Consider the following 21,572-nt stretch of genomic DNA (forward strand, 5'->3'; position numbering starts at 1 on the left):
GGCGGCATGTGCGTGCCGGTCGACGGCGGTTACAAGTTCTCCGGCAAGTGGTCGTTCTCCTCCGGAACCGACCACTGCGACTGGGCCTTCCTCGGCGCCTGGTTAACCGATGCCGACGGGCAGATGGCCATGCCACCGACGGGCCTGCACGTGATCATCCCCCGCAGCGACTACGAGATCATCGAGGACTCGTGGGACGTCGTCGGCCTGCGCGGTACCGGCTCCAAAGACCTTGTCGTCAAAGACGTCTTCGTGCCCACGCATCGCGTCATGGACGCGGCTGAGGTCATCGACGGCACCGCCGTCCGCAAGTACGGCCGCACCGAGTCCCTCTTCCTCATGCCGTGGTCGGTGATGTTCCCGCTCGGCATCACGTCGGCCACGATCGGCATCTGTGAAGGCGTGCTGCACCACGCCAACGAGTACCAGCGCGAGCGAATCAACCCGCAGGGCACCGCCATCAAGGACGATCCGTACACGATGTTCGCGGTCGGAGAGGCCACCGCGAAGCTGCAGTCGGCCCGGGACTCCCTGCTGGCCAACGTCGATCGCATGTGGGATCTGGTCGACGCCGGCAAGACCCCGACGTTCGAGCAGCGCGCTCAGGGCCGCGAGACCCAGGTCAACGCCGCATGGCAGGCCGTGCAGGCCATCGACGCCGTTTACGCCCGCTGCGGCGGCAACGCGCTGCGCATGGACAAGCCGATGCAGCGGTTCTGGCGTGACGCACACGCCGGCCTGCACCACGCGATCCACGTGCCGGGCACCGTGTACCACGCGGCGACGCTGAGCGGTCTCGGCGTCGACCCGCAGGGCCCGCTGCGCGTCATGATCTGACATTCGAACCACGAAGGGACACCAACTGTGACCGATCTGAAGAGCCTGGGCTATGTCACGGTGCAGACCGCCGACATCGACCGCTGGCGAGCATTCGCTTTCGACGTTCTGGGATTCGCCGAGGGTAGCGGCCCCGACGAGGACACGCTCTACCTGAGAATGGATGAGCGGGCGGCTCGAATCGCCGTGAAGAAGGGCGACGCCGACCGTGTCGTCACCGTCGGCTGGGAGGTCCGCGACCATGCCGCGCTCGCCCGCGTGCAGAGTGCCGTCGAGGCCGCAGGTATCGCCGTCAAGCCGCTGTCCGTCGAAGAGGCCGATGCGCGGCGCGTCGAGGAAGTGATCACCTTCCAGGATCCCGCCGGCACCACGCTCGAGGTCTTCCACGGCGCAGTCCTCGACCACAGCCCGGTCGTCACCCCCTTCGGCGCCACGTTCGTCACCGGCGCACAGGGCCTCGGGCACGTGGTCCTGCCTGTCACGGATCCGAAGGCATCGTTGGATTTCTACACCGACGTGCTCGGCTTCCTGCCACGCGGCGCGTTCCGCCTTCCCGCTCCACCGGAGTTCGGTCCGTTGCGAATTCGGTTCCTGGGCATCAACGAGCGGCACCACAGCCTCGCCCTGTGTCCGTTCCCCGAGAGCGGCGACCCGGGACTGATCCATCTGATGGTGGAGGTCGACACTCTCGACGCCGTCGGCCAGGCCCTCGACCGTGTCACGAAGGCCGGATTCTCGGTGTCATCGACGCTGGGCCGGCACACCAACGACAAGATGGTGTCGTTCTATGTCGGGGCACCCGGCGGGTGGGACATCGAGTTCGGGACCGAGGGCATGAAGGTGGACGAGACCTTCTACACAGCCGAGGAGATCACCGCCGACAGCTACTGGGGCCACGCGTGGTCGCGCACCGAGCTGTAGTTCCTGCAGCACGTAACTCTCGCGCCGTGCCTCCGTTTCGCCGATCGCCTGGCGGTACGGACGCACGGCGCGTTCGGCAACCGGCCCGGCCCACGCCCGGTGCGGCGATTACACTATTGGATCCACCGCACAAAGTGTGCCGCGCGAGGAGGGGCCGTTGTCCGACGAGGCCAGGCAGACCGGGAAGACGCGCCGGAGCGCTCCCGCCTCCGAACGAGCGACCAATCGAGTTACCGACGAGCTCCGGCGGATGATCATCACCGGCGAACTCTCTCCCGGCCAGCAGATCCGGCAGGAGACCATGGCCGAACAGCTCGGCGTGAGCCGACTGCCCATTCGCGAGGCCCTGCGCCAGCTGACCGCAGACGGGTTGGTCGAACACGTACACAACGTCGGGTACACCGTCGCCCGGCTCGCCGAGTCCGAGCTTGACCAGATCTATCTGATGCGCGCCGCACTGGAACGAGAAACCCTACGGGCCCTACCGCTTTTCGACTCCGCCACGGTCGACGAGATCTCCACGTTGAACGACGAGGTGAAGGCGGCCGCCGAACGCATGGACTTCCTCGACATGCGACTCCGAAACCAGGCGTTCCACTTCGCCATCTTCGAACAGTCCGGCCTGGACCTGGTGGTCGGCGAGTTACGGCGGCTCTGGACCCTTGCAATGCCGTACCACGCGGTCTACCTGTACGACCCGGAAGGCCGCGCGCGGGTGATACGCGAACACGAGGAAATGCTCGACGCACTACGGGCCCACGACAATGACCGCCTCATCGAGCTGATGGACGGTCACCGGCAGGGCGGGCAGGCGAGCGCGAACCTCGCTCTCCGTCCACGAACCGAGAAGCACTGACGCACGTTCGATCTTCCCATGTAATCCTTTCCCGCCCAACGGTCTTTTCGATTTCCGATCACGTGTTCCGGCACTACGTTCTGATGCATGACCGGAAGAATATTCGTCATCGACAGAGTCGTCACCGAACCCGGTAGAGCCCGGGAGTTCGTGGCTTCGTACACCAGCGAGTACGTACCCGGCGGGCGAGCGCGCGGAATGACGCTTGCGCACATACTCGTCAGCCCACCGATCTGGCTGGACGACGATTCGAACACCGTCACCGCCACCTGGACGGTCGACAACGTCGCGGCCTGGTGGGACATGACCCGGATGGGCCGGCCCGATCCGACCCTCGGCGAGTGGTGGAACCGGGTGGACGAACTGATCGTGGAGCGGTCACGATCCATGGCCGCGCCGACGGAGGATGTCGAGGTGCTGTGCAATGTATAACGTGACGAAGGTGGTGCACTTTCGCACGGCGGCGGGCGCCGAAGAGCGACAGGCACTCACCTGTGAGCTTCGCGAGGTAGCCACCGGCGCGAACCACCATCTCGTGGCGCCGACACTGTCGGGCGTCATCAACGGCGGCGATCTGATCGTCCATCTCCAGTACTCGGATCGGGAGAATTGGCAACGACACCGTTCGTCGGTCGAGTCCGTCCTGGGCGCAACAGAAGTCGACAAGGTATACGGCGTGGAGTATCCCTCCGGTGTCACCGAACGAGCCGTAGGCGCACCCCGAGCCTCCGTGTACCGAACGTTGCTGCTGCGAGTGCACCCGACTGCCGACGACGACGCGATAGACAGGTTCGAGCGAGACCTTCTGTCCATGCCGAAACACATCTCGTCGATCAGGGCCTGGCGCCTGAGCCGCGTCCTCGAGTCCACCGGCCCGGTCGAGTGGACACATGTGTGGGAGCAGGAATTCACCGGACACTCTGCCGTCACGGGACAGTACCTCGATCATCCCGTCCACTGGGCAGTGGTGGACCGCTGGTTCGATCCCGAATGCATCGAGGTGGTGGTCCGTGACCGGGTGTGCCACACCTTCTGCGAGCTGGAAAACAGTGTCCTACACCCGCAATTGCAGTGCGCCGCCCCCGCGAAGCGGCCTGCAGCGGAGGCGTCGTAGCTACCGTTCCTGATCGTCGACGCCGACGGCCGCCAAGACCTGACGCTCACCCTCGAAAACGGATTCGGCCCCGGTCGACACACCTCGTGTCGACCGGGGCCGAAGCGCTTGTCACGTCGGTCACTTCAGGCGGGGGTAAATGTGAAGTCCTCGATCGTGGGCTGACGGAGCATCGTCCAGTAGTCGACCAGTCGCCACGGGCACGAGACGACGACACGCCCCTTCTTGTTTCGGTAGTAGCCGGTGGCGGCCTCGCCGGGGTGTGCCCAGACCGTGAGGTCGAGTGCCGCATCGACCTTGTTGTTGTACTCTTCCTGCACCTCCGCCTTGACATCCATCGATGCATTCCCGCTCTCGACCAGGTGCTGCAGGCACTCCACGATGTAGTGGACCTGCTCCTCGCTCAGGAGGTTGTGTCCGGCACCGTGATTCGGAGCCGCATTCGGGCCGGCGGTGACGAACAGGTTGGGGAACCCGGATACCTGAATTCCCAAGTACGCCCGCGGATCGTCGCCGTCGTCCCAGAGGTCGGCCAGCTTCTGCCCCCCACGCCCCGTGATGTCGATGTAGGACGCGAACTGGAGCTTGAATCCGGTAGCGAAGATGATGACGTCGGCCTCGATGAAGTCACCCGCAGTGGTCGTCACACCGTTGTGGTGCACACGCGCGAACGACGCACGGTGCAGGGCCACATTCTCCCGATTGAGTGCGGCAAAGAAGCCCGGGTCCTTGACGATTCGCTTGGCGTACGGCCGGAAGTCCGGCGTCAGCTTCTCGATCAGATCCGGACGATCAGGGAAGGAGGTGGCGAGGTGCTGCAGGGCGGTCTGCAGTACCCGATCGTTGGCCTGCGACGCTGACAGGTGAGTTGCCGCCCACTCCGGATCGATCCGTGGCATGGGGTAGAGGTTGTCCGACGCGAGCCAGTACGCCTTGAGCCGGAACCATTCCTGATAGAAGGGCAGGTGGCGCATCGCCCACCGCTCCCCCTCCGGCACCTCGTTGACGACGGCCTTCTCGGGGACTATCCAGTGTGGGCTTCGCACCACTGCGTCAAGACTTGCCACCTGGTCGACGATGTTCGCCACCACCTGGACCGCGGTGCACCCCGTGCCGAGGATCACCACGCGCTTACCGGACAGATCCAACTCCGGATCCCACTCCGCGGTGTGCACTATCTTCCCCTCGAACGTGCCCAGACCCTCGATGTCGGGGATGTTCGGGGCGTTGAGCATCCCGAGCGCCGTAACCACCGCTGCGGCCGTGTGCTGCTGTGTGGCCCCGTCTGCCGATCGGGTCACCACGGTCCACCGCTGGTCGGGTTCGTTCCAGTCGGCCGACAGAACCTCGGTCGAGAGCGAGATCTTGGAATGCAGCCCATATTTGTCGGCGACGGAGCGCATGTACTCGAGATACTCGGGCCCCGGGGGGTAGTACTTTGTCCAGTGGGGATTCAGTTCGAACGAGTACGAGTAGTAGTGACTCGGTGTATCGACCGCTGCACCGGGATACGTGTTGCGCCACCATGTTCCACCGATGCCGTCGGCAGCCTCGAACACTGTGTACCGAAAACCTGCCTCTTCGAGCTTGATCGCGGCGTTGAGACCGACCATGCCTGCGCCGATCACGATCACGTCCAGGTTCGCCGGGGGCGACTTGGTCACGGGAACGCAGCGCTGACTCTTCTGGAACCCGGCCTGCTCGAGAAGAAGCGGGATGAACTCCTCGTTCACGATGCTCGCGGTGCACAGCGCTGCCATTCTCCGGAAGAGTGCAGGATCCGGGCAATCGATCGCAACGGGTAAATCGGTGGTCAATACCTCCGCAGCCCGAGCCCGCACCTCGTCTGCGATGACCCCCGGAAACTGTCCCGGTGGGACCGCGTTGGCACCGGACTGAACTCCGTAGTGGGTCGCCGACGCCGCGGTGTCCGTGTTCGCCGTACGGGTCGCTGCGTCGAGTTTGCCTTCGAACTCGACGAGCAGCGACAGGTCACCGGTCGCATGCACCATCGCCATCAGCAGGGCACCCGGATCCGCGGCATCGATCGCCATCTCGAGGTCGGCATCTGTCACGCTCGCGCGCGCGTCGGTCGCCCCGTCGGACGTCCAGGTCAAAGTCATGATGAATCCCCTTCATTGTCGAGCATCGACAGCACTCCACAGGCCTGCGACGCATCGCGATCGAGCCCTCGGCGAGCCGATATACCGTCAACCAACCGCACATCGGAACCGGCGCACAGTGCGTTCGTCCGCTCAGCGGACGAACACCTCCCCGGCCGGGAAGCGTGGCGCACGATGGGCTCCGGAAGACGCTCCCCTCTACCCGATCACGCTTGTGCGCGAACAGAGTCGACCCGCTCCTGCCATTTGTCCAGCCACTCCGGGTGGGGGAAGATATGAGTTTTCCGTGCGGCCATCCCCTGCACTACCAGGTCGGCGATTCTCTCCGTGGACATCCCCTCCTCGGTGATCGCCCTGCTGACCTTCGCGCGAAGGTCTGCCAGATCCGGGTCGGCTTCCGCCCGTGGGATGTACGCGGCGGGTGCGTTCCGCTCGTCGTTGCCGATCGCGGTCGCCGTGTATGCCGGGCACAGCACTGCCACATCGATGTGGGGGTACTCGTGTGCAAATTCGTTGGACAAACTCTCGGAGAGCGCCACGACCGCAGCCTTGGTGACCTTGTACGGCGCCTGATAGGGGCCGGTCGTGAAACCGGCCATCGACGCCGTGTTGACGATGTACGCCTGGTCCTGAGCCGCCAGAATAGGAAGGAACACCCGGCAACCGTGGACAACTCCCCACAAGTTGACGCCCACCGTCCACTCCCAGGTGAGCTGATCGATGGTCGAGAACCGCTGCATCCCGCCGACGCCGGCGTTGTTGCACAGGACGTGCACGGCACCGAACCGGGCGACGGCAGCATCGGCCAGCCGTTGCACCGAATCTACTTCGGCGACATCTGTTTCCACGGCGAGGACATCGCCGAGCGGCGCGAGTTCGCTCTCGGCCCGGAGGAGGTCCGGGACGGAATTGTCGGCGATGACGACGTTCATTCCTTCTTGGAGAAACCGCCGCGCCAGACCTGCGCCGATACCGTTGGCTCCCCCGGTGACAACCGCGACGCGACCGACCAGATCCTGCATGTTCGTACTCCCGAGTGATCGAGGCTGCTGCCGTGTGCCGGACGCGTCAGCGGCCGGAGAATGAGCCGCCGTTGAGGTGAATCGTCTGCCCCGATACGAATTCACCGGCATCGGAACAGAGCCACAGACATGCCGCACCGACGTCCTCACCGGTACCGATCCGCTGCATTACATTGCCTTCCCAGATTGCGTTCAACATCGGGGAGGCCTTGGATTCGATGACGTCGCGCAACTTCTCCATGAGTCCGAGTGCGAGGGTGTTGACCGTGACACCCATCGGACCGACTTCGGTCGCGATGTGGCGCACCGCGCCTTCGATGCCCGCCTTGCTCGCGCCGTAGAAGGTACCTCCCAAGCCCCGACTGGCCACCGATCCCGAACCCGACGAAATCTGGACGACGCGGCCCCAGCCCTGCTCGATCATTCCGGGGAGGAGAGCATGCATCATGTGCAGCGACCCGTAGATGTTGATGTCCAGGTACGGATTCCATTCGTTCCGCGGGGTATCGAGGAAGGGCAGCATCTGACTGCCCGCCGGTAACCCCGCGTTGTTGACCAAGATGTCGATCCGGCCGATGTCACTACGAACCCGCTTCATCGCGGAGACGACGTCCTCGTACGAGGTGATGTCGAACGGCGCGGCGGTCGCCGATCCGCCTGCCTCCCGAACAGATGCGGCGGCCTCCTCTGCCCTCTCCGCGGCAATGTCGTTGACGATCACGTGTGCACCGGCTGCGGCGAGTGTGTGAGCGATGCCGAGCCCGGTGTTCTGCCCACCACCGGTGACGACGGCGACTCTGTCCTTCAGCGAGAAGCTGGTAACCATGCCGAGAACCTCCTGAGGTCAGTTGTGCGCAATCGCGAGAGTGTCACGCATCAGCGCCCAGATCTCCTCGCGCGCAGGCGCAGTGAACGAGAGCGACGGGATCGTCAGGAACCCGTGGAACAGCCCGTCGAAGCGGCGGTGCCGGACCGGTACGCCGTCGGATGCCAGGCGCCGCGCAAAGTCGTCGCCGGCGGAACACGGCGGGTCCAACTCGGCGGTCACGACGACGGCGGGGGGCAACCCCGAAAGAGTCGCTGCCCGAGTGGGGACCACCCGCGCGTCACCGGTTCCGCTCGGCGCGTATTGCTGCCAGTACCATTTCATCGCCGTCGTGGTGTTGTAGTACCCGCTGCCGAAGCGGCGGTAGGACTCGGTCTCGAAATCGTCGTCGATAACCGGGTAGAGAAGCACCTGCGCCGACACCGCCGGGCCGCCACGGTCCCGTGCTGCGATCGCAACCGTCGCGGCCAGGTTCCCCCCGGCGCTGTCGCCGGCCAGTACGACAAGGGTTGAGTCCCCGTCATACTCGGCCGCGTTCTCAACCGCCCACTCGAGCGCGGCGTAGACATCCTCGTGAGCTGCCGGTGCGGGGAACTCGGGCGCGAGCCGATAGTCCACGGCCACCACCACGGCTCCGACGCCCTGTGCCATCGCTCGACAGAACTCGTCGTGACTGTCGAGGTCACAGAACACGAAGCCGCCACCGTGCGCGAATACGACGACCGGCAGGCCGGCGTCCTCGTGGTGCGGCACGAAGACCCTCAGTGGCAGTGCCCCGCCCGGCCCGTCGATCGTGAGGTCGTGGACCGCGGTCATATCGGGCAGTCGCTGCAAGGGTGCCCGTCGACTGCGGATGAGCTCTCGCAGTTCGAGCGGAGGAACGGTAGTGACGTCGGGGAATCCCGCATCGAGAGCGGCCAGCAGGGCAGCGACTTCGGGGTGAATAGTCATGGCGAATCTCCTCGAGAATCAGGGGGACTAGGACGCGGCGCGGTCGGCAGTGGCGGTGGCGGTGGCGGTGGCGGTGGGGGTGGCGGTGGCGGTGGGGGCCGCGAGTGTGAAACCCCGATACCCCTCGTCGGCAACCTCGTTCAAGATGCGCCCGTAGACGGCGAACCCGCCGATATAGGGCATGAACACTCGCGGCTTGTCTGGAATGTTCGCGCCCATGTACCACGAGTTCGCGCCGGGGAAGAGTGTTTTCGCGGCGAGGGAGTTGCACTCCGCCACCCACGCCTCCACAGCATCGGAGTCGGCCTCGATCGTGGTGACGCCCTGATCACGCAGGTAACCCATGCAATTCGAGACCCAGTCGACGTGCTGCTCTGCACCGAGGACCATGTTCGCGAGCGGACCGGGGCTACCGGGACCGGTCAGGACGAACATGTTCGGGAAACCGTGCACGCCCAGCCCCAGGTAGGTTCGCGGACCGGCCGACCACTCTTCCTTCAACGCACGTCCGCCCCTCCCCCGAATGTCGATGCGGTTGAGCGCACCGGTCATCGCATCGAACCCGGTTGCGTAGACGATCACATCGAGCTCGTACTCACGGTCTGTGGTCCTGATGCCACCGGGCGTAATCGCATCGATCGGCGACTCTCGCAGATCCACGAGCGTGACGTTGTCACGATTGAAGGTCTGGTAGTAGCCACTGTCGGTGACAATGCGCTTGGTGCCGATCGGGTGGTCGCCCGGGGTCAACTTCTCGGTCAAGCTCGGATCCTCCACCAGTTCACGGATCTTCGCCTCCCAATAGGTTCGGGCGGTGTCGTTCGCGTCGATATTCGACAACTGATCCGGGAAGGCCTTGCTGAACAGCACTCCCCCACGCTGCCACCACTCGTCGTACACCCGGGTACGTTCGGCCTCGGTCACTTCGAGCGCGCCCTTGGGGTACGGAGTGAACGGGGATCCCCCTCCGCTCGAACGGGCCTCACGACGGCGCTGTGCGTAATTCTCCTTGATCTCACGCATCGCGGTCTCGCCGAAAGGCCGGTTCCCTGCCGGAATCGAATAGTTGGCGGAGCGCTGGAACACGAAGAGGTGGTCCGCCTCCTGCGCGATCAAGGGGATCGACTGCATGCCTGAGGATCCTGTTCCGATCACTCCCACTCGTTTGCCAGAGAAGTCGACGCCGCGGTGCGGCCATTCGCCGGTGTGGTAAGCCTCTCCCGCGAAGTCGTCGCGACCCGCGATATCAGGAGTGTTGGCCGCGGAGAGGCATCCTGTCGCGAACAGACAGAACCGAGCAACAACCTCGTCGCCGCCGTCGGTCCGCACGGTCCACAGGGCGGTGTCCTCATCGAAGACCGCGGACGTGACCCGCGTGGAGAACCGGAAACTACGGGCCAGATCGAAGCGGTCGGCGACGTGTTCGAGATAGGCCAGGATCTCCGGTTGCGTCGCAAACCGCTCCGTCCAGGTCCATTCCTGTTGCAACTCCTCGGAGAACGAGAAGGAGTAGTCCACGCTTTCGATATCGCAGCGCGCACCGGGATACCGGTTGTGATACCAGGTTCCGCCTATACCTGCGGCCGCTTCGAATCCACATACCGACATTCCCCGCTGCCGCAGGCTGTGCACCGCGTACATGCCCGCCACGCCGGCCCCGACAACGACTGCGTCGAACTGACTGCTGGTCGCACTCACGAAAACACGCCCTTCTTCCACTACTTGCACGATGGTTCCCGGATCGATCGGGCACCGTCCACGCTAGGGAGTATCAACGGCACGAAGAAGACGACTTTCCCGGCCAGTGGTCACTTTGATCCGAGTGCGGGGTCACGACCTCGCACCCATTTTCCCCCGGGCTCGATCGAACGATGTTGCAGGACTGAACATACCGACGATCGTCGAACTCAGAAGACGATCAGTCCGCGGATCGATTCAGCCCTCCGCATGTCCTCGAATCCGGTGTTGATGTCGTCGAGTGCATATGTCTTGGTGATCATCTCGTCGAGCAGGATCCGTCCCTCCATGTACATGCGGAGCAGGAGCGGGATATCCGATCTGGGATTCGCGTTGCCGTACCACGAACCTGTGAGGGTCTTGCGCATGGACGTCAGATCGATGAGGCTCAGTTCCACTGCGGTCTCGGCCGGGTCGCCGACCGAGACCTGGACACAGGTGCCACCCTTGCCGAGCAATGACATCGCGGGAGCAAGCAATCCACCGGTCATCACGCCGACCGTGATGACGACAACGTCGGCCATCGCGCCCCAGGTCAATTCCTGGACGAGCGCTCTGGCCTCCTCGACAGTCCCCGCCGTGTGCGTGGCGCCGAACCTCTTCGCCTCCGCCCGCTTGAACGGGGAGGGATCGACGACGACCACATGCCTGGCACCGGACAGGGCTGCACCTTGAACTGCGCCACAGCCGACTCCTCCCATGCCGAGGACGACGACCGAGTCACCGGAGGTGACCTTCCCGACGTACACGGACGACCCCCAGCCCGTGGGGATGCCGCAGCCCACCAACGCTGCCTTGTCCAAGGGCACGTCGGGCGTGATCTTCACGCACGACGCCTGGTTCACCACGGTGTGCTCGGCGAACGTTCCCACGACACACATCAGGCGCGCATCTTCACCGCGTACGCGATGGCGAGACGTACCGTCGGAGATCTGGGTCCCGACGCCGATGTGCGCGCCCATGTCGCACACGCTCGACATCCCCTTGGCGCAGGCACGACACTTCCCGCACGCAGGAATGAAGCTGAACACCACGGGGTCGCCGGGCACGAGCTCGGTGACCCCGGGTCCGACCCGTTCGACGATCCCGGATCCTTCGTGACCACCGATGAACGGATAGCCGATCACGCTCGTTCCGTCCCGGAAGTGCTCATCCGAATGGCACAGACCACTGGCGGTCAGCTTGACGAGCACCTCCCCGGTTCGGGGTTCGTCGAGGTCGATCTCCTCGATCGACCAAGGCTCTCCCGGTGCCCACAGCACCGCCGCACGAGTCTTCATGCTCCGACCTTCCGTTCTCGGGATTCGACGTAGATCGACTGGTATTCGACGAACGCATCGAGGCCCTCGGGACCGAGTTCGCGACCGAGACCGCTCGACTTGGTTCCGCCGAACGGCGCCCCGAGATCCATCTGGTAGTAGTTCACTCCGAAAGTGCCCGTTCGGATTCGACGTGCAACCTCTACCCCTCGGTCCTCGTCGCGGGTCCAGACCGTTCCCGCGAGCCCGTAGGGGTTGTCGTTCGCGATCGCGACGGCATCATCCAAGTTTTCGTAGGGAATCACTGCGACGACGGGCCCGAACACCTCATCCTGTGCCAGCCGGCTGCGCGGATCGACGTCCGCGAAGACAGTCGGTTCGACGAACCAGCCGGCCCCGTCGAGCGCCTGCCCGCCGGTGACCAGACGGGCTCCCGACACGCGCGCCGCCTCGATATATCCGAGCACGCGGTCGCGATGAGCCTGCGAGACCATCGGCCCGCAGGTGACATCGGGTTCCAGCGGGTTGCCGACCACGAGTGATCGAGCAGTCTCGGCAACGGTACGCACGACCTCCTCGTACAGCGCACGGGGCGCGAGGATGCGTGAATGCAGTACGCAGGCCTGCCCATTGTTGATGAACGAGGTAGTCGCGAGCTGAGCGGCGAACACGTCCAGATCCGCATCGTCGAGCACGATCGAAGCCGACTTACCACCCAGTTCGAGGGTGACCGGGCGGAGCAGTCTGCCGCACACCTCGCCGATGTGGCGCCCCGCGCCGGTGCTGCCTGTGAAGGACACCTTGTCGACACCGGGGTGAGCTACCAGTGCAGCGCTCGCATCCCGTTCGGCAGGGACGATGTTGACAACGCCGTCAGGAAGGCCGACCGCCTCGGCGGCGTCCGCGAGCACATAGGCATCGAGTGCAGTCTCCGGTGAGGGCTTCACGACGACAGTGCATCCGGCCGCGAGCGCCGGCGCGATCTTCGCCATCGCGATCAGCTGCGGAAAGTTCCACGGCACGATCGCGGCCACAACACCCACGGGCGCCCTGCGCACGATGGTTGCACCGCGCGCGCTCGGCCGAACCTCTTCCAACCGGCCGGACTCGATCAGGTCCGCATACCTGTGCAGAAGCGCTACCGGGACAGACACATTGGATCCCCGGGATACGGCTGACGGCATGCCGTTCTCACGGGTCACCAGTTCAGCGGTGAAGTCCCCCCGCCGGTCCAGTTCCGCCGCCCACGCACGCAGCATCGCGGCGCGCTCAGCGACCGGCATCGAAGGCCACGGGCCCGAATCGAATGCGGCACGCGCCGCACACACCGCCGTGTCGATGTCGTCCGCGTCTGCCAGAGGTGCGGTGCCGAGCAGTTCCCCCGTTGCCGCTTCGTATACGGGTCGCGTATCGGTGGAGTGCGGCACGATCCATCGACCGCCGATGAACAGACACTGACGGGTGTAGTCCGGCACCGTCATGAACGCATCTCCGACATAGCATTACCCACGTCGATCGAGGCGCCTCGAGAGGCGAACTTGGCACGCACGAGCGCGCCGATCTCGGCGAGCGCAGCGTCGGCGCGTGCGAACGATCCGATCTGGACGAGGAAGCCGTGTCCGACACCGGGATACCGCAGCAGCGCGGTCTCGACCCCGGCGTCGCGCAAGCGCACACCGAACTCCTCGACTCCGTCGCGCAGCGGGTCGAACCGGGCAGACACCACGACTGCGGCCGGCAGACCCGACAGGTCGGTTGCCAGTGCGGGTACACCGTACGAATCGTCGGCCTCGGGGTCCTCGCCCAGGTACAGCGACTTCATCCAATCCACATCCGTCGCACAAAGGAAAGGGCTGTCCCCGAACTCGACCATCGACGCTCGCGCCGACCGACGCTCGATACCCGGATACACCAGCACCTGTTGAACCAGCGCCGGCCCACCGTCGTCGCGCGCACGCAGGGCTGCCGCGGCTGCGAGTGACCCACCTGCGCTGTCGCCGCCCACCGCGATGCGTGCGGGATCCACACCGAGAGAGGCATGCTGTGCGGCAACCCATTCGACGGCGGCATACGCTTCGTCGTTGGCAACCGGATACCGGTGTTCCGGCGCGAGGCGGTATCCGACGTTGACCACGACCGCACCGGACGCGACGGCCAGTGCCCGGGCAAGGTGATCCCACGACTCGAGGGAACCCATGATCATGCCGCCACCGTGGAACCAGACCAGCGCCGGCGCAGGTGAATCGCAGCCCTCGGGCGTGTAGAGGCGGACCGGCACGGAGCCGTGCGGTCCGTCGAACTCCGTCGACCGCACGCTGCGCATCTCGGGCCCGTGTCGTCGGGGAGCTTGTTCGAGCATGTTGCGGCACCGCTCGACACCGAGCTCCTGCAACGTCGGCCTCGCCTGACGAGCCGCGAGCACTGCCTGCACGTCATCGTCCCACTGCAGCACCGTCGTCTCCTCTCGGTCGCCCATGTCCGCGGTGAGTTCCACTGTCACGTCAGCCTTGCTCGCCACTGTCGACCCGCCAATCGATTTGTCCATCTCCCGGACGAATCGGTGCCGTTCCCGTCACCAACCCCCACAGATCGCCATCGAACCCGTGCACCAGATCGGCGATTCGACTCCACCAACGGAGCTCGTTTCCGTACTCGTCACGCCAGGCCCACAGGCGAGTGGTGAACGCGCCGAGCGAGTGCTCCATCGTGAACCCGATCGCCCCGTGTGCCTGGTGTGCCGCGGACGCGATCGGCCCGGCGAGCGAGGACGCCTCGGCCTTTGCAGCCGAGACGAGTAGTTCAGCTTGGGGATCCTCGTCGACGAGGGCGAGAACGGCTGCCTCCGAAGCCACTTCGACCGTCACAACGTCCGCGGCCAAACGCGCCAACTGGTGCTGGACTGCCTGGAAGGCAACCAGTGGGCGGCCGAACTGGTTTCGCACATGGACGTACTCGCGGGTTGCTGCGAGAACCGCGCCGGCGGCGCCCGCCATCTGAACGGCACGCGCGGTGGCACCGAGCAGTTCGAACCTCCGGAACCAGTCGGCGCCACCCAGATCTTCGATGGCAGCGACCCTGACCCGGTCGAGCAGGGCCGTCCCGCGCGGTTCACCGGCAAGGTTGCGTCCCTGAACCACTGTGAATCCGGCCTCCCCGGTCGAGACGAGGGCGACCGAGTCACGCCCGTCACGCCGCACCAGCAGCACGGCGTGGTCGGCTCCCGAGATCCAGGGCACTCCGCGCAACACACCGGACAGATGCCAGCCGTCGCCGTCACGACCGAGTTCCACGTTCTCGGCGGCCGCGGCGGTTATCGGGCCTTGTGGAAGCGACAATCCGGCGGCAGTGAGCAGCGGACCGACCAGAAAGAGCGTTTCTGCCAACGGCGCTGCAGCGGTGACGGACTCGCGCACGATCACGGCGGCGTCGAGTAGATCTCCCCCGGATCCTCCGAGCTCGAGCGGCACGGTCAACGATGTGAAACCGAGTTCCTCCAGGTCCTTCCACAGCGGGCCGTCGACGTCGTCGACCGGCCGGGAGTCGGTTCGGCGGCGAGTGCCCAGGACGGCCCGCACGGCGTTCCCGAGTTCGGCATGATGTTCCCGCATCGCTGTCACAGTCCCTTCGCCACGACCGAGCGCAGCACTTCGTTCGTTCCGCCGCGCAGGGTGAAGGCCGGCGAATGAAGCACGGACTGCGCCAACAGCCTGGCCAGAGGGTCGCCGGCATCGTCCGACTCCGGGCCGGCATGCCGCCGGACGACATTCACGACGTCGCCCTCGTACTGGGTGCCGAGATCCTTGACCAGCGCCGCTTCCGCCACCGGACTCTCGCCTGCGCGTAGTCGGTCGGCAACTGCGAGCGACAGTTGACGCAACACCGTCATGCGGCCGACCAACCGTCCCAGTTCCAGCCGCTCGACCGGCGAAGCCTCGGTGGATTCCCGGCTCGCCCACGCCGTCAGCAGTGGGAGGGTACTCAAGATCCTTTCGGGACCTGAACGTTCGTTCGACAACTCCGCGGTCACTTGGCGCCAGCCGTCGCCACGCCTGCCGAGCAGACTGGTCGCGGGAATCACAGCATCCTCGAACACGACCTCGTTGAAGTGATGCTCACCGTCGATCGTGACGATCGGCCGGATGTGAATGTCCGGGTGCGGCAGATCCACCAGGAACTGCGACATACCCTCGTGTCGGGACTCGCCGCGATCGGTTCGGGCCAGGACGACGATGTCGGTCGCGACGTGCGCCGCGCTTGTCCACACCTTGGTGCCCGACAGCTTCCAGCCGCTCTCCACCTCCACGGCCCGGGTTCGAATGGACGCCAGGTCCGAGCCGGAATCCGGCTCGCTCATGCCGATCGCGAAGAACCTCTCCCCCCTCGCGATTCCCGGCAGGCACGCCTGCTTCTGCGCTTCCGATCCGTTCCGAAGGATGCCCGGCGCCATTTGCCGGTCCGCGATCCAGTGTGCGGCCACCGGCGCACCCGCGGCCAGCAGTTCCTCGGTGACGACGTAACGCTCCAAGGCCGTGAGTCCGTGGCCTCCGTACTCGACTGGAATGGTCATCCCGATCCACCCGCGGGCGGCGAGCCGCCCGCTGAAGTCGATGTCGATTCCCGACATCCACGCGTCGGCCTCGGTCCGAATACGACCGGACTCGATCTCCTCCCGCAGGAATTCGCGAACCTCGCGACGCAACGCGACGAGTTCGTCGGCGATGCCGCCTACCGCTGCCAATGTGAGCAATGAACTACCTTCCGACAACGCACCGTGCCCGCCCGCTCCGGTAAGCCGTCCACGACTGCGCACTCCGCGCGCAGACTGTCCGGCACCGGCACCCGACCGCCGCGATGGCGGCGTGAGATCTGGGAAGGTAAGTCGGCGAACACCGTTCGCCCTACCGAGCCTTCATTCAAGGTGGGTGGCGGCACTTTGTCAACAGATTGGATCCAATCTTGTAATCCAATCTCCGGTGCTGCATTCTGGACCGGCCCGTGCGATCCGATCGCGCCGGGACCACCGAGTCGACATCATCACGCGAGGTTGCCCATGCCCGAATCCCCGGCCACCCCCCGGGTGCTGTTCGCCGTCGAGAACTCGATAGCGCAGATCACCCTCGACAACCCGGATCGCAAGGGCGCGATCACCATCCGAATGGCGACACAGATCGCCGAGTACTGCGACCGGATCGAACGAGACGAGTCGATCGGCGCGGCGGTCGTCGCCTCCCGCGGCCGGTACTTCTGCAGTGGCGCAGACACCCGCGATCTCGCGATCTCGTCTGCCGATCCCGCCTCGTCCGAGGCAGTGGCGAGGGTATCCGCCGTGTACGGCGCCTTCGTGCGGATCGGCAATCTGCCGGTGCCCACGGTGTCCGCAGTCGTCGGAGGCGCGGTGGGCGCCGGCCTGAACCTTGCTCTCGCGACCGACGTCATGCTCGTCACGCCGGACGCGGTGCTCGACAGCGGATTCCTCGCGCGCCACATCCATCCCGGCGGCGGACACCTGGCGCTACTCGGCCGCGCCGTCGGACGTCAGCAGGCACTCGCGATGGGCGTACTCGGCGCGGCGCTCTCCGGCACCGATGCGGTGCGGCGCGGACTCGCCTGGGACACCACCGGCCCCGACGAGATCCTGGGCAAGGCGATCGAACTGGTTTCGATCGCAGCACAGGATCCAGTTCTCGCGCGACGCATCAAGAACAGTGCGCGCCTCGAACTCGATCCGCCCGGAGTTCCGTGGCCTGCGGCCGTCGAGATCGAACGCGGAGTGCAGATGTGGTCGATGGGCCGCAAGGGCGAAACCGCTTGGAATACCAAGCCGAACAAGCCCAGCGTCGCCGGCGGTCACGCGTGAGCACCCACACCGGCCCGCTCGGCGGCATCCGCGTCCTCGACTTCACCACGACGTTCTCGGGCCCGTACTGCACGCAACTGCTGGCCGAGATGGGAGCGGACGTCATCAAGATCGAGGCACCGGGCGGCGACATCACCCGCAACCTCGGCACGACTCGTACACCCGGTATGGCAAGTGTCTTCGTGGCAAGCAACCGGGACAAGTCGAGCATCGAAATGGATCTGAAGTCATCCGAGGCGCGAGCGACTGTCCGGGCGCTGATCGAGAAGGCGGACTGCCTGGTTCACAATATGCGCCAGACGGCCGCTGACCGACTCGGCATCGGGCCCGAGACCGCACTGGAGATCAATCCACGACTGATCCACGCGGCCATAACCGGATACGGCAGCAATGGGCCGTACGCGGGGCGGCCTGCGTACGACGATTGCATCCAGGCGGCCTCGGGGCTGGCATGGCTGCAAACCCTTGTGGCACAAAAGCCTTCCTACATGTCGTCGCCGATCGCCGACAAGGTCGCAGGGCTCGCGACAGCGAACGCCATCACGGCAGCACTGTTCTGGCGCGAGCGCTCCGGACTCGGGCAGTCGATCGAGGTTCCGATGTTCGAGACCCTCGTCGGCTTCACCCTGATGGAGCAGTGGGGTGGGCGGGCGTTCCTCCCACCGGAGGGACCCACAGGGTATGCGCGCATGCGATCGGAGCATCGTCGGCCGTACCGGACGTCGGACGGACTGATCTCCGTCGTCGTCTACCACGAGGGCCACTGGCGCCGGTTCCTGGAATTCGTGGACATGCCCGAACTACTCGACCAGGACCGCTACCGGACCGTCGAGGCACGGAACCGGAACATCGACGAGTTGTACGTCATTCTCGAGGAACTGCTCGAGAAGCGGTCCACCGGGGAATGGTTGAAGATCCTCGACGAACTCGACGTGCCCGCCATGCCGATCACCGGTGTCGATGACCTGTTCTCCGACGAACACCTCGCGGCCGTGGACTTCTTTCAGGAGGTCCGGGACTCCTCGGGCGAGGCATATCTCGTTTCGCGACCGGCAGCGCGATTCAGCGCCTCCACGTTGGAATCGCCCCGCAATGCGCCGAGCTTGCACCGCCTCGGTGCAGGCGCTGCCGCCGTCGATCGCTGGCTGGCAAGCGACAGCGATGTCTCCACGAGCAGGCGTACCGTGACCTGAGAAGACCGAAAGAAGGTCGCGGATGGCACCCGCCGTGCGAGGCAAGGTCGGCAACCTGCCTCAGGATCTGACCAGTTTCGTCGGTCGGCGCCGCGAGGTGACCGAGACGAGACGACTGCTGGGGATGTCGCGGCTGGTGACGCTCACCGGGATAGGCGGGGTCGGAAAGACTCGACTCGCGCTGCGCGCGGCGGCCGACTCGCAGCGGGCGTTCGACGACGGCGTCTGGCTCGTCGAGTTCGGGGAGCGGCGCGACCCCCAGTTGGTCGCCGAGACCGTGGCCGCGGCACTGGGGCTGCGCGAGCAGTCGACGGTCCCGACCACCCAGGTGCTCACCGATTATCTGGCATCGCGAAAGCTCCTGCTCGTTCTCGACAACTGCGAACACCTGATCGACGACGTGGCGAAACTCGCCGAAACCCTGCTCCGTGGGAGCCCCGAGCTCCGGATACTGGCGACGAGCCGCGAGCCCCTCGCGATCGGTGGCGAGATGGTGCTCCGCGTCCCGCCCCTCACCGTTCCGGTACCCGACGAATCGACGCCCCTCCGGGCGCTCGCTCAGTACGAGGCGATCAGTCTCTTCACCGAGCGGGCTGCCGCCGCGGTGCCCGGCTTCGAGCTCACCGACGACAACCGCGAGTCGGTGGTGGCGATCTGCTCCGAACTGGACGGGCTTCCCCTGCCGATCGAACTCGCGGCGGCGCGGCTGCGGGCGATGTCGGTCGACCAGGTGCTCGAGCACCTCACCGATCGGTTCCGTCTGCTCACAGGAGGAAGTCGCGCGGCCCCCGACCGGCAGCAGACGCTGCGGATGAGTGTCGATTGGAGCCATGACCTCTGCAATCCGACCGAACAGGAAGTGTGGCGGCGGGTTGCGGTGTTCCCGCACGGTTTCGAACTCGACGCGGCCGAGGCGATCGCCGCCGGCGACCTCGCCCCGGACGACCTGCTCGATGTCGTTGCTTCCCTTGTCGACAAATCGATCCTGATCAGAGAGGAACACACCGGGGTCGTGCGATATCGGCTGCTCGAAATCCTGCGCGACTACGGCCTCGAACGCCTGCACGAGGCAGGCGAATACGCAGACCTGCGCCGACGCCACCGTGATTGGTACCAGGCACTGACCCGGCGGTGCGAGGAGGAATGGATCGGACCGAACCAGCCTGTCTGGGTTGCCCGGCTCGGGCGGGAGCGTCCGAATCTGGGCGATGCGCTCGAGTACTGCATGACCGAACCCGGCGAGGCAGAGAACGGCCTACGCATCGCCAACGTGCTCTACATCTTCTGGATCTCCCGGGGCCTCCTCAACGAGGGGCGCCTGTGGCTCGGGCGGGTGCTCGCCGCACAAGGTCAGGATCCGACTGCGGAGCGGGCAAAGGCGCTGGCCGCCGCCTCGATTCTCGCCGCGAACCAGGGCGATGTGGCCACGGGGCTCACTCTCGTCGCCGCAGCACACGAAGTGGCGGCCCGGATCGAGGACCGGGAAACCGAAATCGTCGCCATCCATGCAGCCGGACATCTACAGATCTATGCGGGTGATCCGACCGAAGCGATCCGACTCCTCGGAAGCATCCTCGCCGAGGTCCGCACCGGCCGGAACCTGTTACGTCACATCTCGACTGTCCTCGGTCTCGCCACGGCGACTGCGATTCTGCGTGAAAGCGAGGCGACCGCCGAGTACACGGACGAGGTCCTCGAGATCACCCGCGCCCACGGCGAATCGATCTACCGCTCGTACGCGCTGTGCATGCGAGGGCTCTCCCAGTGGCACGACGACCCGTACCTGGCGCGGCCGCTGTTCGAGAAGGCGGTGAAGCTGAGCGACGGCGTCGACGACCTGCTCGGAACGGCGATCTCGATGGAGGGGCTCTCCTGGACGGCAACCGCGACCAGGCAGTTCCAGCGGGCCGCGATCCTGCTGGGCGGCGCCGACGCCCTGTGGTCCGCGGCCGGCAATCCGGGCGTCGTGATTCCCGCCCTGCGCCACAACCGTGAAGAAGCCCGCGACCTGTGCCGGAACGCTCTCGGCGACCAGGCGTTCGATGCCGCCGTACGCAAGGGCCGCAGGTTGGCGCGGGACGAGGTGGTGAGCTTCGCCGTCGACGATCAGCTTCCTCAGGAGGCGCCCGTGGAGCGATCGGCGACCAACCTGACGCCCCGGGAGCAGGAGGTCGCCGAACTGGTGGCGCAGGGGCTGACAAACAAGGCGATCGCCGAGAAACTGGTCATCTCGCAGCGCACCGTCCAGGGCCACGTCGAGCATGCTCTGGCGAAACTCGGCTTCAACTCGCGCACCCAGATCGCCGCGTGGATCGTCGAACAGGGCAGACAGGCCGACAGCGATGCCTCCTGAACTGGGGTTTTACCGCTCCCAGGTACGTGCCCGCAGGAAACAGGTATGGGCCCGGGTACTTCTGCCGTCGTGACGTTGCAGTTCTCTTGGAACTGTGGGAGCCGGACAACCCAAGCTTCACGAAGTCGAGGTCTCCCGATGCACACTCAGACTCTTCCCCCCGCCACCACCGTGGACAGCTTCACGATCGGCCGCTGCGACGCCTGCGGCACCCTGCTCGCCCCCGACGCGACCACGTGCTCGTCCTGCCGAAACACCGCGATCAGCCGGACGTCGTCCGAGGGCACCGGGTCGATCGTGTCCTGGACCGTCATCGAGATCTCCCCCAGCAGGACATGCACGGACTTCACCCCGTACACGATTGCGATCGTCGCCCTCGACGAAGGACCGTGGACGTACGCCTGGATCGAGGGAGCCCTCGACGGAAACCAGAAGCGAGCCCGCGTCCGCTACGACCGCATGATCGCCGGCGAACCCTACCCGCTGTTCGTGTGCCAGTAGCGCAGGCAGAGAACCTCGACGC

The 21,572-nt window shown here is 65.6% G+C and carries 19 protein-coding genes; 9 read left to right on the forward strand and 10 right to left on the reverse strand.

All coding sequences use genetic code 11. The annotated features are described in order from the left end of the window. The 5 genes from C8K36_RS22545 to C8K36_RS22565 all read left to right on the forward strand — a co-directional run. On the forward strand, positions 1-837 hold an 837-nt coding region (locus C8K36_RS22545), incomplete at its 5' end, for an acyl-CoA dehydrogenase family protein (RefSeq protein WP_107987211.1). A gap of 27 nt (positions 838-864) precedes the next feature. Then, complete coding sequence (bphC, locus tag C8K36_RS22550) at positions 865-1,758, forward strand: biphenyl-2,3-diol 1,2-dioxygenase (RefSeq protein WP_107987213.1); 894 nt, start codon at positions 865-867, stop codon at positions 1,756-1,758. Between the two features lie 157 nt (positions 1,759-1,915). Beyond that, positions 1,916-2,614, forward strand: coding sequence for a GntR family transcriptional regulator (locus C8K36_RS22555; protein WP_258195559.1), 699 nt, complete (start codon positions 1,916-1,918; stop codon positions 2,612-2,614). An 87-nt stretch (positions 2,615-2,701) separates the two neighbouring features. After that, entirely contained in the window at positions 2,702-3,046 is a 345-nt protein-coding gene (locus C8K36_RS22560) for a hypothetical protein (RefSeq protein ID WP_107987217.1), read from the forward strand. Then, entirely contained in the window at positions 3,039-3,728 is a 690-nt protein-coding gene (locus C8K36_RS22565; RefSeq protein ID WP_107987219.1) for a Dabb family protein, read from the forward strand. Before C8K36_RS22560 ends, C8K36_RS22565 begins: the two co-directional genes overlap by 8 nt. A 125-nt stretch (positions 3,729-3,853) precedes the next feature. Here C8K36_RS22565 and C8K36_RS22570 read toward each other — a convergent pair whose 3' ends face one another. From C8K36_RS22570 to C8K36_RS22615, 10 genes are all read right to left on the reverse strand, one after another. Continuing rightward, positions 3,854-5,851: a flavin-containing monooxygenase gene (locus tag C8K36_RS22570; protein ID WP_107987221.1), complete on the reverse strand. Its 1,998-nt coding sequence runs from the start codon at positions 5,849-5,851 to the stop codon at positions 3,854-3,856. Between the two features lie 206 nt (positions 5,852-6,057). Continuing rightward, on the reverse strand, positions 6,058-6,873 hold the full coding sequence (locus tag C8K36_RS22575) for an SDR family NAD(P)-dependent oxidoreductase (protein WP_107987223.1): 816 nt from the start codon (positions 6,871-6,873) through the stop codon (positions 6,058-6,060). A gap of 46 nt (positions 6,874-6,919) precedes the next feature. Continuing rightward, positions 6,920-7,699, reverse strand: coding sequence for an SDR family NAD(P)-dependent oxidoreductase (locus C8K36_RS22580; RefSeq protein ID WP_107987225.1), 780 nt, complete (start codon positions 7,697-7,699; stop codon positions 6,920-6,922). An 18-nt stretch (positions 7,700-7,717) separates the two neighbouring features. Further along, a complete protein-coding gene (locus C8K36_RS22585) occupies positions 7,718-8,650 on the reverse strand; it encodes an alpha/beta hydrolase (RefSeq protein WP_107987227.1) in 933 nt (310 codons plus the stop codon). 27 nt (positions 8,651-8,677) lie between these two features. Continuing rightward, positions 8,678-10,291 (reverse strand): flavin-containing monooxygenase, encoded by a 1,614-nt coding sequence (locus tag C8K36_RS22590; protein WP_420910931.1) that lies wholly within the window; start codon positions 10,289-10,291, stop codon positions 8,678-8,680. Between the two features lie 266 nt (positions 10,292-10,557). Continuing rightward, positions 10,558-11,667, reverse strand: a complete 1,110-nt coding sequence (locus C8K36_RS22595) for an NDMA-dependent alcohol dehydrogenase (protein ID WP_107987229.1) — start codon at positions 11,665-11,667, stop codon at positions 10,558-10,560. Next, complete coding sequence (locus C8K36_RS22600; RefSeq protein ID WP_107987231.1) at positions 11,664-13,127, reverse strand: aldehyde dehydrogenase; 1,464 nt, start codon at positions 13,125-13,127, stop codon at positions 11,664-11,666. The genes C8K36_RS22595 and C8K36_RS22600 overlap by 4 nt, the downstream gene beginning before the upstream one ends. Continuing rightward, positions 13,124-14,122 (reverse strand): alpha/beta hydrolase, encoded by a 999-nt coding sequence (locus C8K36_RS22605; protein ID WP_107987338.1) that lies wholly within the window; start codon positions 14,120-14,122, stop codon positions 13,124-13,126. The genes C8K36_RS22600 and C8K36_RS22605 overlap by 4 nt, the downstream gene beginning before the upstream one ends. A gap of 25 nt (positions 14,123-14,147) precedes the next feature. Continuing rightward, positions 14,148-15,254: an acyl-CoA dehydrogenase family protein gene (locus tag C8K36_RS22610; RefSeq protein ID WP_146176526.1), complete on the reverse strand. Its 1,107-nt coding sequence runs from the start codon at positions 15,252-15,254 to the stop codon at positions 14,148-14,150. 5 nt (positions 15,255-15,259) lie between these two features. After that, a complete protein-coding gene (locus C8K36_RS22615) occupies positions 15,260-16,393 on the reverse strand; it encodes an acyl-CoA dehydrogenase family protein (protein ID WP_107987235.1) in 1,134 nt (377 codons plus the stop codon). A 303-nt stretch (positions 16,394-16,696) separates the two neighbouring features. Between C8K36_RS22615 and C8K36_RS22620 the strand changes: the two genes are divergently transcribed. The 4 genes from C8K36_RS22620 (at position 16,697) to C8K36_RS22635 (ending at position 21,550) form a co-directional block, all read left to right on the forward strand. After that, positions 16,697-17,503 (forward strand): enoyl-CoA hydratase-related protein, encoded by an 807-nt coding sequence (locus C8K36_RS22620; RefSeq protein WP_107987237.1) that lies wholly within the window; start codon positions 16,697-16,699, stop codon positions 17,501-17,503. After that, positions 17,500-18,696 carry a CaiB/BaiF CoA transferase family protein gene (locus C8K36_RS22625; protein ID WP_181319689.1) on the forward strand — a complete coding sequence of 399 codons (1,197 nt, stop codon included), beginning with the start codon at positions 17,500-17,502 and terminating at the stop codon, positions 18,694-18,696. Before C8K36_RS22620 ends, C8K36_RS22625 begins: the two co-directional genes overlap by 4 nt. Before the next feature lie 22 nt (positions 18,697-18,718). Continuing rightward, a complete protein-coding gene (locus C8K36_RS22630) occupies positions 18,719-21,049 on the forward strand; it encodes an ATP-binding protein (protein WP_107987241.1) in 2,331 nt (776 codons plus the stop codon). A 138-nt stretch (positions 21,050-21,187) separates the two neighbouring features. After that, the gene (locus tag C8K36_RS22635) at positions 21,188-21,550 is read left to right on the forward strand and encodes a Zn-ribbon domain-containing OB-fold protein (protein ID WP_107987243.1); all 363 of its coding nucleotides are present in this window, start codon (positions 21,188-21,190) and stop codon (positions 21,548-21,550) included. The last annotated feature ends 22 nt before the right edge of the window (positions 21,551-21,572 follow it).

This window comes from Rhodococcus sp. OK519 (assembly GCF_003051005.1).
In the GTDB taxonomy this organism is placed as follows: Bacteria; Actinomycetota; Actinomycetes; order Mycobacteriales; family Mycobacteriaceae; genus Prescottella.